The 13,834-nt window shown below is 68.0% G+C and carries 12 protein-coding genes; 11 read left to right on the forward strand and 1 reads right to left on the reverse strand.

Annotated elements, in window-relative coordinates:
* Positions 1–68 precede the first annotated feature (68 nt).
* A complete protein-coding gene (locus tag AC1D1A_RS12455) occupies positions 69–824 on the reverse strand; it encodes an IclR family transcriptional regulator (RefSeq protein ID WP_476860186.1) in 756 nt (251 codons plus the stop codon).
* A gap of 206 nt (positions 825–1,030) precedes the next feature.
* Between AC1D1A_RS12455 and AC1D1A_RS12460 the strand changes: the two genes are divergently transcribed.
* The 11 genes from AC1D1A_RS12460 (at position 1,031) to AC1D1A_RS12510 (ending at position 13,832) form a co-directional block, all read left to right on the forward strand.
* Entirely contained in the window at positions 1,031–2,443 is a 1,413-nt protein-coding gene (locus AC1D1A_RS12460; protein ID WP_476856964.1) for an NAD-dependent malic enzyme, read from the forward strand.
* A gap of 35 nt (positions 2,444–2,478) precedes the next feature.
* The gene (gene aceB, locus AC1D1A_RS12465) at positions 2,479–4,077 is read left to right on the forward strand and encodes a malate synthase A (protein WP_476887148.1); all 1,599 of its coding nucleotides are present in this window, start codon (positions 2,479–2,481) and stop codon (positions 4,075–4,077) included.
* 66 nt (positions 4,078–4,143) lie between these two features.
* Positions 4,144–5,430, forward strand: coding sequence for a DUF6986 family protein (locus tag AC1D1A_RS12470; RefSeq protein ID WP_476947912.1), 1,287 nt, complete (start codon positions 4,144–4,146; stop codon positions 5,428–5,430).
* Complete coding sequence (locus AC1D1A_RS12475) at positions 5,427–6,239, forward strand: bifunctional allantoicase/(S)-ureidoglycine aminohydrolase (RefSeq protein WP_028275486.1); 813 nt, start codon at positions 5,427–5,429, stop codon at positions 6,237–6,239. The genes AC1D1A_RS12470 and AC1D1A_RS12475 overlap by 4 nt, the downstream gene beginning before the upstream one ends.
* Before the next feature lie 180 nt (positions 6,240–6,419).
* Positions 6,420–6,581 carry a glycine zipper domain-containing protein gene (locus AC1D1A_RS12480; protein ID WP_162159054.1) on the forward strand — a complete coding sequence of 54 codons (162 nt, stop codon included), beginning with the start codon at positions 6,420–6,422 and terminating at the stop codon, positions 6,579–6,581.
* A 279-nt stretch (positions 6,582–6,860) separates the two neighbouring features.
* Positions 6,861–7,661 (forward strand): hydroxypyruvate isomerase family protein, encoded by an 801-nt coding sequence (locus AC1D1A_RS12485; RefSeq protein WP_476860188.1) that lies wholly within the window; start codon positions 6,861–6,863, stop codon positions 7,659–7,661.
* Between the two features lie 94 nt (positions 7,662–7,755).
* Positions 7,756–8,667 (forward strand): 2-hydroxy-3-oxopropionate reductase, encoded by a 912-nt coding sequence (locus AC1D1A_RS12490; RefSeq protein WP_290370298.1) that lies wholly within the window; start codon positions 7,756–7,758, stop codon positions 8,665–8,667.
* A gap of 160 nt (positions 8,668–8,827) precedes the next feature.
* Entirely contained in the window at positions 8,828–10,618 is a 1,791-nt protein-coding gene (gcl, locus tag AC1D1A_RS12495; RefSeq protein WP_476947839.1) for a glyoxylate carboligase, read from the forward strand.
* Position 10,619: 1 nt separating this feature from the next.
* Positions 10,620–11,834: a glycerate kinase gene (locus AC1D1A_RS12500; RefSeq protein ID WP_476931607.1), complete on the forward strand. Its 1,215-nt coding sequence runs from the start codon at positions 10,620–10,622 to the stop codon at positions 11,832–11,834.
* A complete protein-coding gene (allB, locus tag AC1D1A_RS12505) occupies positions 11,827–13,170 on the forward strand; it encodes an allantoinase AllB (protein WP_476947840.1) in 1,344 nt (447 codons plus the stop codon). The genes AC1D1A_RS12500 and allB overlap by 8 nt, the downstream gene beginning before the upstream one ends.
* Positions 13,167–13,832, forward strand: coding sequence for a winged helix-turn-helix domain-containing protein (locus AC1D1A_RS12510; RefSeq protein ID WP_476947841.1), 666 nt, complete (start codon positions 13,167–13,169; stop codon positions 13,830–13,832). Before allB ends, AC1D1A_RS12510 begins: the two co-directional genes overlap by 4 nt.
* The last annotated feature ends 2 nt before the right edge of the window (positions 13,833–13,834 follow it).

Raw genomic sequence — 13,834 nt, forward strand, 5'->3', positions numbered from 1 at the left:
CGGCCCCTCCCTGTGAAGGTAAAGGGGCCGCAACGTGGCCTGGCAAACGGCGGCACAGCAGCTGGAGGTCAGCTCTTGTTAAGGTCCTGGGAGATCGCCAGGGCTGCCTCGCGCAGCAATGGCACAGCCCGATCCGCGAAAGTCTCGTCCACCCGGGAAACAGGCCCGGAGACGGAAATCGCCGCGGGGGTCGGCGCATTGGGGATGGCAATCGCGAAGCAGCGGACGCCGATCTCTTGCTCTTCCTCATCGATCGAATAGCCGCGGCCGCGGATCAGCTTCAAGTCGGCGAACAGGGACTCGACGTCGCCGATGCTCTTCGGAGTGGGGGTGGGCATGCCCTTCCGGGTCACGATGCCACGCACCGTCTCATCGTCCAGCTGGGCCAGGATCGCTTTGCCCATGCCGGTGGCATGCATGTAACCGCGGCGGCCCACTTCGGTGATCATCCGCATGGAATGCAGGGACGGGACCTGGGCCACGTACATCACCATGTCAGAGTCCAGCACGGCCATGTTGGCGGTTTCCCCGAGCCGTTCCACGAGGGACTGGAGCTGCGGCCGGGCAAGCGCGCCGAGCTGCTTGTTCGCCGCCTCGCCCAGACGGATCAGGCGCGGGCCCAGGGCATAGCGCCGGTTCGGCAGCTGCCGGATGTAGCCCAGGGTAACGAGGGTGCGCAGCAGCCGGTGGATGGTGGGAAGCGGCAGGTCGGTGGAGGACGAGAGTTCGCTGAGTGTGACGTCGCCGCCGGCGTCAGTGATCAGTTCCAGAAGTTCGAAAACGCGTTCAACGGACTGCACGCCTCCGGGGGCTTTTTCCGCCATAACTTTGCTCTCCTGAGAGGTTGCTTCCGACAAATTTTATCCACATCGTGAAAAAAGTGCTTAGTAGACCCAAGATACAGTACCGCCGGCCCGCCGTCGACGGACCCTCGGGGCTTGTAATTCCACAAAGTAGATAATAATATCCATCATACGAAATAAGTAAGTGCAGCAAGAGCCCGTCCGCGGGCCGACTAGGAGGAAATTCAATGGCGAATCCGAGCCCCGGAAATTCGATCACCCTGCGTGTGGAGGCGCCGTCCAGCTTCAGTGCCACCAGCGAACTGGCCGCCGCCGTCGGTGCGGCCGGCGCCGCGATCACGGCCCTGGACGTCACCGAGTCCCACCACGAGACCCTGGTAGTCGACGTCACCTGCAACACCACGGACGACGACCACGCCGCACGCGTCAAGGACGCGCTCAACGCGCTCGACGGCGTCACGGTCCGGAACGTCTCGGACCGAACCTTCCTGATGCACCTCGGCGGCAAGCTGGAGGTTGTGCCGAAGGTCGCCCTGCGCAACCGGGACGACCTCTCCCGCGCCTACACCCCCGGCGTCGCCCGCGTCTGCCTGGCGATCGCGGAAAACCCTGAGGCCGCCCGGAACCTGACCATCAAACGCAACACCATCGCCGTCGTGACCGACGGCTCCGCCGTCCTGGGCCTCGGCAACATCGGCCCGGCCGCCGCACTGCCGGTCATGGAAGGCAAGGCCGCGCTCTTCAAGCAGTTCGCCAACGTCGACGCCTGGCCGGTCTGCCTGGACACCCAGGACACGGAGGAAATCATCCGGATCGTCAAGGCGCTCGCCCCGGTCTACGGCGGGGTCAACCTTGAGGACATCGCCGCTCCGCGCTGCTTCGAGATCGAAACCCGGCTCCGCGAGGAACTCGACATCCCGGTCTTCCACGACGACCAGCACGGAACCGCAATCGTCACGCTGGCAGCCCTGACCAACGCCCTGCGCGTCGTGGACAAGAAACTCTCCGAGGTCCGGATTGTCGTTTCGGGCGTCGGCGCCGCCGGCTCCGCCATCATCGCGCTGCTCAAGGCACAGGGGGCCCGCAACATCATCGCCGCCGGCCGCTCGGGAGCGATCCACTTCGGCGAACAGTACAACGACGAGCACCGCACGTGGATTGCCGAGAACACCAATGAACGGGGCTTCTCGGGCACCCTGCACGAAGCGCTCAAGGGAGCCGACGTCTTCATCGGCGTCAGCGCACCGCACGTGATCGGCGAAGAACAGGTGGCATCCATGGCCAACGACGCTATTGTGTTCGCCATGGCCAACCCCACGCCGGAAATCGACCCGGTGGTCGCATCACGGCACGCCGCTGTGGTGGCGACCGGCCGCAGCGACTTCCCCAACCAGATCAACAACGTCCTGGCCTTCCCAGGGTTCTTCCGCGGGCTGCTGGACGCGGGGGCGGCGGACATCACCCCCGAGATGCTGGTGGCCGCCGCCGCGGCGATCGCCAACCGGGTCGCCGACGACGAGCTCAATGCCAGCTACATCATTCCCAGCGTCTTCGACCCCCACGTTGCCGCCGACGTCGCCGCGGCGGTTGTCGCGGCTGCCCACGCGACGGTCCCGGCCGCCGCGCTGACCCACGCCTGATTCGCCGCCTGCTTCACCGACCAGGAAGGACCACAATGGCCCTCACCATTTCAGCCCGCCGCCCCGTTGACCGCGCGGAGGAGATCCTCACACCCGAGGCGCTGGCCTTCATTGAGCAATTGCACCAGCGTTTCGCCGCCACCCGCGCGGATTTGCTCAAGGCCCGCGCGGTCAAACGCGACGAGGTGGCCCGCACCGGCCGGCTCGATTTCCTGCCGGAAACCCGTGATATCCGTGAAGGCGACTGGACGGTGGCCCCGGCCCCGACAGCCCTGCAGGACCGCCGGGTGGAAATGACGGGTCCGGCCGCACCGGCCAAGATGGCCATTAATGCCCTGAACTCCGGGGCCAAGGTCTGGCTCGCGGACCTCGAGGACGCCAGCACTCCCACCTGGTCCAACGTGGTCGAATCAATCGTGAACCTCCGCGACGCCGCGGCGGGAACCCTGGCCTACACGTCCCCCGAGGGCAAGGAATATACGCTCCGGACCGATGCCCCGCTGGCCGTCGTTGTCGCCCGCCCGCGCGGCTGGCACATGGCAGAGCGCCACCTGCTGATCGACGGCGAACACACCGTGGGCGCCCTGGTGGACTTCGGCCTGCACTTCTTCCACACCGCCAGGCAGCTGCTGAAGAATGGCCATGGCCCGTACTATTACCTGCCCAAGATGGAGAGCCACCTCGAGGCCCGGCTGTGGAACGAGGTCTTCGTCTTCGCCCAGGACTACCTCGGCATTCCGCAAGGCACCATCCGCGCGACCGTCCTGATCGAGACCATCCCCGCAGCATTCGAAATGGACGAGATCCTCTACGAACTCCGCGACCACGCCTCAGGCCTGAACGCCGGCCGCTGGGACTACCTGTTCAGCATCATCAAGTACTTCCGTGACGCCGGCTCGCGCTTTGTGCTGCCGGACCGCGCCACCGTGGCTATGACCGCGCCGTTTATGCGCGCCTACACCGAACTGCTGGTCAAGACCTGCCACCACCGCGGCGCCTTCGCCATGGGCGGCATGGCGGCCGTCATTCCCAACCGCCGCGAACCCGAGGTGACAGCCCAGGCGTTCGAGAAAGTGCGCGCGGACAAGACCCGTGAGGCGAACGACGGCTTTGACGGTTCCTGGGTGGCCCACCCGGACCTGGTGCCGGTCTGCCGGGACGTCTTCGACGCCGTCCTGGGCGAGCGGCCGAACCAGCTGGACAGGCAGCGCCCGGAAGTCTCGGTCACCGCGGACCAGCTCCTGGACGTCGCCTCCGCCCGTGGCACGGTCACCGAGGCAGGCATGCGCCTGAACCTCTACGTTGCCGTCGCCTACACAGCGGTGTGGATTTCGGGCAACGGCGCGGTCGCCATCCACAACCTCATGGAGGACGCGGCGACGGCGGAAATCTCGCGGTCCCAGGTCTGGCAGCAGATCCGCAACCACTCTGTGCTCGCCGACACTGGCCGGACCGTCACCCGCGAGCTGGTATCCGGGATCCTGGCCGAGGAAACCGAGAAGCTCCGGGGCGAGGTGGGCGAGGACGCTTTCGTGAAGCACTACCTGCCCGCCAGCAAGCTCATCGGCGACATCTGCCTGTCCGAGGACTACACGGACTTCCTCACCACGCCGGCGTACGAGCTGGTGGGCTGAGGCATGGCAGCCACCTCCGCCAGCGCCAGGCCGCAACCACGCAGCCATCTGCAGCGTCAGGGTCCGGTGACGCCGGCCCTCTCCGGGGCCGACCTCGCCCGGATCGATGCGCAGCTCGCCGACACCGACCGGCTGCTGGAGCGCAGCTACCCGGGCGACGACGGCTCCCGCCAGCCGGTGCACACCGTCTACGTTCCGGCCGACCGCTTCAGCCCGGAGTTCGCCGCGGACTGGGGCGCCCAGGGCCTCGCCGCGGTGGACGCCCGCGGCGGCGTCGAAAGCCTGTGCGCGCTGCAGGGCCAGGAAACCGAACTGGCCGCCGCCGTCGCGCCGCGGGTCCGGGCCAAGCTCTCACGCGAGCCGATCGAGGACCTCCGCCTGGACTTTGAGGACGGGTTCGGGGACCGGGGCGACGACGCCGAGGACGCCGCCGCTATCGCCGCGGCATCCGCCGTGGCCGCCGCCGTCGCCGCCGGTACCGCGCCGCCGTTCATCGGGATCCGCTTCAAGTGCTTCGAGGCTGCCACCCGCGCCCGGGGTCTGCGGACCCTGGATCTCTTCGTCTCGCAGCTGGCCACGGCCGGCGAACTGCCGGACGGGCTCGTCCTCACCCTGCCCAAGGTCACCACGGTGGCGCAGGTGGAGGCCATGGCCTTCGCCGTGTCCCGGCTCGAGGAAGTCCACTCGCTCCCCGCGGGCCGGCTCCGCTTTGAGGTTCAGGTGGAAACGCCGCAGCTCATCCTGGGCCCGGACGGAACCTCGCCGGTGGCGCGCCTGCCGCACGCGGTGCCCGGCCGGATCAGCGGGCTGCACTACGGCACCTACGACTACTCAGCATCGCTGCAGATCTCCGCCGAATACCAGTCCATGGAACATCCCGTGGCGGACTTTGCCAAGGAAGTCATGCAGCTTGCCGCGGCCGGCACCGGGATCCGGCTCTCCGACGGCTCCACCAACATCATCCCGGTGGGCGGGAACGTGGAGCAGGCCTGGCAGCTCCACGGCCGGCTGGTCCGCCGCTCGCTGGAACGCGGCTACTACCAGGGCTGGGACCTCCACCCCGCCCAGCTGCCCAGCCGGTTCGCCGCGACCTACGCCTTCTACCGGCAAGGGCTCCCGGCCGCCGCTGCCCGGCTCCGCAATTACGTGGACCAAACCGCCGGCGGCGTTCTGGATGAACCCGCCACCGCACGGGCTCTGGCAGCCTTCGTGCTTCGCGGCGTCCAGTGCGGCGCCGTCGGCACCGAAGAAGTCCTGGCGCTGGCCGGCGTCGGGCTCCCCGAACTCACCGCGCTGGCCCACCCCCGGCCGGCCAACACCTCCACTCCCTCCGCAAAAGGAACGCACCCATGAGCAACTATTTCTACCCCGAAGGCGGGCTTCCGCCGCAGACCCAGATCCTCTCCGACCGGGCCGTGGTCAAGGAGGCCTACACCGTCATTCCGAAGGGCGTGCTCCGGGACATCGTCACGAGCAAACTGCCCGGCTGGACCAACACCCGCTCCTGGATCCTGGCCCGGCCCATCGCCGGTTTTGCCACGACGTTCTCGCAGCTGATCGTCGAGGTGGGACCGGGCGGAGGCTCGGAAAAGCCCGAGCCGGAGGCCGGCGTCGAAGGCGTCATCTTCCTGACCAAGGGCGCCCTGGCACTGACCCTCGAAGGGGAAATCCACAGGCTGGGCGAGGGCGGCTACGCCTACCTCGCCGCGGGGGCCCAATGGTCCGTGGCGAACGAGTCCGGGGAGATCGCCAGTTTCCAGTGGATCCGGAAGGCCTACGAGCCGCTGGACGGCTACACGGCGAAATCCTTTGTAACCCGCGACCAGGACGTCGCACCGCGGGCGATGCCGGACACCGACGGGGCCTGGGCCACCACGCGTTTCGTGGACCCGGAGGACCTCGCCCACGACATGCACGTCAACATCGTCACCCTCAAGCCCGGCGCCTCCATCCCCTTCGCGGAAACCCACGTCATGGAGCACGGCCTCTTCGTGCTGGAAGGCAAAGCCGTCTACCGGCTCAATGACGACTGGGTGGAGGTGGAGGCCGGCGACTTCATGTGGCTGCGTGCCTTCTGCCCCCAGGCGTGCTACGCCGGCGGTCCGGGCAACTTCCGGTACCTGCTGTACAAGGACGTCAACCGCCAGATCCGCCTGACCTAAGACCGATCCACCAATACCGATCCACCCATACCGATCCACCAAAACCGATCCACGTAGTGGAGTCCGCCCCGCCTGACGGGGCGGACTCCTCCGTGGTTCCGCCGGCCGCGCCTCGGCACCACATCTGGTCACCCAGCCCGGAGCCCTTGCGGCCCGGGCGATGCTTGCTAGCCTGAGGCTGTGAAGTACGAATCCCTGTGGATCGGAATGCTCCTTGGCGCGGCCCTCGGCTTCGCCATCGGAGTCACCACCGTCGACAAGCCATTCACGGGCCTGCTGATCGGCCTCGGGGTCGGCGCACTCGTGGGCCTGGGCATCCGCAAGGACCCAACGAAGCGGTAGGGAATTTCGCCGCATCTGCTGCCCGCGCGCCCTGAACTGCCGGAACCTGAAATACCGTAGGCTCCCGCGCTCCGAGGTGCCGGGGCAAGAATATCGGGGTCCCTCGCGCCTCACCCCGCAGCCACACCCCCATTCGCTCACCCCTTGACTCCCCGGCCCAACCTTCCCTACACTTTTCATAAAGCAGAATCTTAATTCCACAAAGCGGAAAACAAGCAAGGATCTGCAAGGCAAAGGTGCCCGGGATCCAGCTCCCGCCCACACCGGAAGGAACCCACAATGACGTACACCGTGAACTGCTCCATCCTCCTGACGGAGCTCCCCCTCTGGGAACGCCCCGCCGCCGCGAAGGCCGCCGGTTTTGACGCCGTAGAATTCTGGTGGCCCTTCGAGACCTCCGTCCCCACCGACGTCGAGGTTGCCCGGTTTGAGAACGCCATTACCGACGCCGGCGTGCAGCTGACGGGCCTGAACTTCAACGCGGGCGACATGCCCGGCGGCGACCGCGGCCTGGTCTCCTGGCCCGCGCGCTCCACCGAATTCCAGGACAACATCGACGTCGTCGCCGGCATCGGTGAGCGCCTCGGCTGCAAGGCCTTCAACGCCCTCTACGGCAACCGCATTGACGGCGAATCCGCTGAGCAGCAGGACGCCATTGGCGCCGAAAATCTCGCGACGGCGGCTGCCGGCGTGGCCCGCATCGGCGGTACGGTCCTCCTGGAACCCGTCAGCGGCGCCCCCCGGTACCCCCTGCTCAAGGCACAGGATGCCCTCGATGTGATCGCCCGGGTCAAGCAGGAATCCGGCGCCGGGAACGTCAAGCTCCTCGCGGACTTCTACCACCTGGCCGTGAACGGTGACGACGTCGCCGCCGTCATCGAAAAGCATGCCAAGGACTTCGGCCACATCCAGATCGCCGACAACCCCGGCCGCGGGGCTCCCGGAACCGGGCAGCTTCCCCTCGGCGAATGGATCGCCCGCAGCCGCGCACTCGGCTACGAGGGCTACATCGGCCTCGAATACAAGGAACCCGCGGAGACCGCATTCAGCTGGGCCATCCGCCAGCGCGTCCCGCAGTAATCCCCACCCGCTCCCTAACCTCGCAAGCTCGGCCAGGGAACCCGGCGGGCGTGGGCCCACTGCCCGCCGTGGCAAAGAAGCACACCCGCGCTACATCGAACACAAAGACTTCAGAAAGAGAACCACAATGAGCAACATCGCAGTCATCGGCCTCGGTATCATGGGACTGCCCATGGCCATCAACCTCGTCAAGGCCGGCCACGCGGTCACGGGCTTCAACCGCAGCCAGGACAAGACCGACAAGCTCGTCTCCGAAGGCGGCAAGGGTGCCGCGAGCATCGCGGAGGCCGTCAGGGACGCCGACGTGGTCATCACCATGGTGCCGGACTCCCCCGACGTCGAAGGCGTGGTCAGCGGTCCCGACGGCGTGTTCGACAACGCCAAGCCGGGCGCCCTGTGGGTTGATGCCAGCAGCATCCGCCCCGACGTCGCCAAACGCCTCGCCGACGACGCCCGGGCCGCCGGGATCCGTCCCCTCGACGCCCCGGTCTCCGGCGGCGAACAAGGCGCCATCGACGCCGCGCTCTCCATCATGGTGGGCGGTGACGCCGCCGACTTCGAGGCGGCACGGGATGTCCTGGCCGCCGTCGGCAAGACCATCGTCCACGTGGGGCCCTCCGGCGCCGGCCAGACCGTCAAGGCAGCCAACCAGCTGATCGTGGCCGTCAACATTGAAGTCCTTGGCGAGGCGATCGCCTTCCTCGAGGCTTACGGCGTGGACACGGACGCCGCCCTCAAGGTCCTCGGCGGCGGCCTGGCCGGCTCCAAGGTCCTGGAGCAGAAGGGCCAGAAGATGCTGGACCGCAACTTCGACCCCGGTTTCCGCCTGGCCCTGCACCACAAGGACCTCGGCATCGTCACCTCCGCGGCCCGCGAGGCCAATGTCGCCGTCCCCCTCGGCGCCATCGTCGCGCAGCTCGTCGCCGCCACCGTCAACCAGGGCGACGGCGGACTGGACCACTCGGGCCTTTTCAAGCAGGTCCTGAAGCTCAGCGGCCGCAACTAAGCGGCGCTGCCGCCCCGTCAAGGGGCACTTCGACACGAACGCACCGGCCGGCGTCGAGATTTACGACGGCGGCCCGCCCTCCCCCCAACAAGAGGTGCCCGCGACGATTCGCCGGGCTTCCCTTCAGCACACCCAAAAACAGACCTTCAAGGAGCACACCATGACGAAGATGCGCACTGTAGACGCAGCCGTCGCCATCCTGGAAAAGGAGGGCGCCACCGAGGCGTTCGGCCTGCCAGGCGCGGCGATCAACCCGTTCTATTCGGCCATGAGGGCCCACGGCGGCATCCGCCACACCCTGGCCCGCCACGTTGAAGGCGCCAGCCACATGGCCGACGGCTACAGCCGGGCCAAGGACGGCAACATCGGCATCTGCATCGGCACCTCGGGCCCCGCGGGCACGGACATGATCACCGGCCTGTACGCGGCGTGGGCCGATTCCATCCCGATGCTCTGCATCACCGGCCAGGCACCCGTGGCCAAGCTGCACAAGGAGGACTTCCAGGCCGTGGACATCGAGTCCATCGCCAAGCCGGTCACCAAGTTGGCCATGACCATCCTTGAACCCGGCCAGGTTCCCGGAGCCTTCCAGAAAGCTTTCCAGCTCATGCGCTCAGGCCGGCCGGGCCCGGTCCTGCTGGACCTGCCGATCGACGTGCAGATGGCCGAGATCGAATTCGATATCGACACCTATGAGCCCCTGCCCGTGGAGAAGCCCAGGGCCAGCCGGAAGCAACTGGAAAGGGCACTCGACATGCTCACCGCAGGCGAGCGCCCGCTCATCGTGGCCGGCGGCGGCATCATCAATGCCGGAGCCTCGGCCCAGCTCGTGGAACTGGCCGAGCTGCTGGGCGTCCCCGTGATCCCCACCCTGATGGGCTGGGGCGCGATCCCGGATGACCACGAACTCATGGCCGGCATGGTGGGCCTGCAGACCAGCCACCGGTACGGCAACGAGAACTTCCTGCGCAGCGACTTCGTGATCGGCATCGGCAACCGCTGGGCCAACCGCCACACCGGCGGCCTGGACACCTACACCGCCGGCCGCACGTTCGTGCACATCGACATCGAGCCGACCCAGATCGGCCGCGTGTTCTCCCCGGACTTCGGCATCGCCTCCGACGCCGGCGCCGCCCTGGATGGGCTGCTGGAGCTGGCCCGGGAACGCCGGGACGCCGGGTCCCTGCCGGACTACACCGCCTGGGTTGACGAATGTTCCGGGCGCAAAGCCACACTGCACCGCAAGACCCACTTCGACAACGTGCCGATCAAGCCGCAGCGCGTGTACGAGGAAATGAACAAAGCATTCGGCAAGGACACCACGTACGTGTCCACCATCGGACTGTCGCAGATCGCCGGCGCCCAGATGCTGCACGTGTTCGGCCCGCGCAAATGGATCAACGCCGGACAGGCAGGCCCGCTGGGCTGGACCGCCCCCGCCGCGCTGGGCGTGGTCCGGGGCAAGCCGGACCAGACCGTGGTTGCCCTCTCCGGCGACTACGACTTCCAGTTCATGATCGAGGAACTGGCCGTGGGCGCGCAATTCAACCTGCCGTACATCCACGTTGTGGTCAACAACTCCTACCTCGGCCTGATCCGGCAGTCCCAGCGCGGCTTCAACATGGAACAGAACGTGTCCCTGGCGTTCGAGAACATCAACTCCACGGATCTCTCTGCAACCGCAAGCGGCTACGGCGTGGACCACATTAAGGTGGCCGAGGGCCTGGGCTGCAAGGCGATCCGGGTGGAAAACCCGGAGGACCTGCCTGCCGCGTTCGACAAGGCCAAGGCGCTCCTGGGCGAGTTCAGGGTTCCGGTGGTGGTGGAAGTCATCCTGGAGAAGATCACGAACATCTCCATGGGCACCGAAATCAACGCCGTCAACGAGTTCGAGGCCCTGGCCGAGACCGCCGAGGACGCCCCCACCGCCATTCTGGCCCTGCAGGCCTGAGATGCGCGTCGTCATAGCGCCGGACAAGTTCAAGGGATCGCTCTCGGCCCCGGACGTCGCCCGGCACCTCGAAGCAGGGCTGCAGAGGGCTTGCGGTGGCAATCTGGAGGTACTGCGGATTCCCGTGGCCGACGGCGGCGAGGGCACCCTCGATGCCGCCGTCGGCTCCGGCTTCACCCGCCGCAGCGCCGTCGTCAGCGGCCCCACCGGCGCGCCGATCCGGGCGGAGTTCGCGGTCCGCGGACGCGAGGCGGTCATCGAGATGGCCGCCGCGTCCGGCCTCGCCGTCCTGCCCGGCGGCAGGGGCGGCCGCCCTGATTCCGCCTCCGCCAATGGCGCCAGCAGCAAGGGAACCGGCGAACTGATCCGGGCCGCGCTCGACGCCGGGTGCCGGCAGATCATCCTGGGCGTCGGCGGCAGCGCCAACACCGACGGGGGCGCGGGGGTCCTGCAGGGACTCGGTGCCAAGCTCCTCGATGCCGACGGCAACGAACTTCCGCCCGGCGGTGCGGCCCTGGCCCGGCTGGACTGGATCGACTTCTCCGGCTTCGATTCCCGCCTGGACGGCGCACGCTTCGTACTCGCCAGCGACGTCGACAACCCGTTGCTTGGTGCCCAAGGCGCCGCTGCGATCTTCGGTCCGCAGAAGGGCGCCGACCCCGAGGACGTAGCAGCCCTCGACGCCGCCCTGGCCCGCTTTGTGGACGTGCTCTGCGCCGAAATCGGGCCCCGCGCGCGGAAGGCTGCGGACGCTCCGGGTGCCGGAGCTGCCGGCGGCGTGGGCTACGCAGCCATCGCGGTACTGGCCGCGACCCGCCGGCCCGGCATCGACGTCGTCCTCGAATTCACCGGGCTGGCCGAGCGGCTGGCCGGCGCGGATCTGGTGATCACCGGCGAAGGCAGCCTCGACGAACAGACCCTGCTGGGCAAGACTCCGGTGGGCGTTGCCCGGGCGGCGCGCCGCGCCAAGGTTCCGGTGGTCGCGGTGTGCGGCCGGTCCGTCCTGACCCCGGAGCAGATCAGCAGTTCCGGGTTCCTCGCAGTCCACGCTTTGACGGAGCTGGAAAGCAATGTAGACACATGTATAACCGACGCCGCGGCGCTGCTGGAGCGCCTCGGACGGCAACTCGGCGAGCAATTGGCCAACGTGGCGCACTCCGCGCAGGGCGCCCGCGCCCTGGACAGTGCTCCGGGAAAGGAGACCCTCAGTGTCTGAAGAAACCTACGACGTCGTCTTCCGCGGGCAGCGGGTGCTGACCACCGCCGGCATCGCCGCCCGGGAAGTCGGCATCCGCGGCGGCGTGATTGTCGCGATCGAGCCGCTGGGCAAAGGCCTCTCCGGCCGTGAAGTCATTGAACTCGCCGACGACGAGACCCTCCTGCCGGGCCTCGTGGACACCCACGTGCACGTCAATGAGCCCGGCCGGACCGAGTGGGAGGGATTCGCGTCCGCCACCCGGGCGGCAGCGGCCGGCGGCGTCACCACCATCATTGACATGCCGTTGAACAGCATCCCGCCCACCACTACCGTGGAGGCCCTGAAACTCAAGCGGGAGGTGGCCGGGGACCAGGTGTTCGTGGACGTCGGCTTCTGGGGCGGAGCCGTCCCGGGCAACAAGAACGAACTGCGGCCGCTGCACGACGAGGGCGTTTTCGGCTTCAAATGCTTCCTGCTGCACTCCGGCGTGGACGAGTTCCCGCACTTGGAAGCGGACGAAATGGAACAGGACATGGCCGAGCTCAAGTCCTTCGACTCGCTCATGATCGTCCACGCCGAGGACTCCCACGCGATCGACCACGCGCCCCACCCCGGCGGCGACCACTACTCCACGTTCCTGGCCTCCCGCCCGCGCGGGGCCGAGAACAAGGCCGTCGCCGAGGTCATCGAACGGGCCCGCTGGACCGGAGCCCGCGCCCACATCCTGCACCTTTCCTCCTCCGACGCGCTCCCCATGATCGCCACCGCCAAGCGCGACGGCGTTCGCCTCACCGTGGAAACGTGCCCGCACTACCTGACGCTGACGGCCGAGGAAATCCCGAACGGCGCCACAGCCTACAAGTGCTGCCCGCCGATCCGCGAAGCCTCCAACCGCGAACTGCTGTGGGCCGGCCTGCAGGACGGCACCATCGACTGCATCGTCTCGGACCACTCCCCGTCCACCCTGGACCTGAAGGACTTGGAAAACGGTGACTTCGCCGTGGCCTGGGGCGGCGTCTCCTCGCTGCAGTTGGGCCTGTCGCTGATCTGGACCGAGGCCCGACACCGCGGCATCCCGCTCGAGCAGGTTCTCTCGTGGATGGCGGCAAAGCCGGCCCAACTCGCCGGCCTGGGCAATAAAGGCCAACTGGCGCCGGGATACGACGCCGACCTCGCCGTATTTGCCCCGGACGAGGCTTTCGTTGTGGATGTCTCCAAGCTCAAGCACAAGAACCCCATCACCCCGTATGACGGCAAGGCGCTTTCCGGCGTCGTCCGGCAGACCTACCTCCGCGGCACCCTGATCGACGGCCGGACCCCGACCGGCAAGCTGATCCGCCGCGGCGGCGTGTGAGCCAGGCGGCCGTGGCCGGCACCCCGCCCGCCGTTCACGGACGGGCCCGGCATAACGGGCAGGCACGGCAGGCCGGCCTCACCGCGAAGGGACTGGCGGTCTGGGTCACGGTGCCGGACGACGCCGACGTTGACCCGGTGTGCCTGGCCCGCGCGGCCGAACTCGTGCTCGGCCGCGCCCTCAGATGTGCCCCGGAGGCGGAAGTCCACTTTAGGCCCGCCGCCGGAGCCGCAACATCCGCCGTCGTCCGGTCCCCCGGAGACGACGGCACCCCGGCGGGAACAGCAGATCCCGCCGGGGACACCGGCGGGGCGGGCCTGGAGCCCGTCCCCGGCAGCATCAGCCGGCTCGCCGTCGACCTCGCGGCCGGAGACGCCAGGCTGGATGGAGAGCGGGTGCCCCTGACGGATCTGGAGTTCACGCTTCTGAGATGTCTCGTGCAGAACTGCTCCCGCACGGTAAGCCGGCAGGAGCTGCAACTTTGCCTCGACGCGTTCGACACCCCGGGCGCGGCAACCCGGTCCATCGACGTGTACGTCGGCCGGTTGCGCCGGAAACTCAAGGGCTGCCGGCACGCCGTCGTCACCGTCCGCAGCGGCGGCTACCGCTTCGTCCCCGGTCCGCGGGCGACGGTCCGCGGACCAGCGGAATACAGCATCTGAGC

Source organism: Arthrobacter sp. P1_B9 (assembly GCF_056406495.1).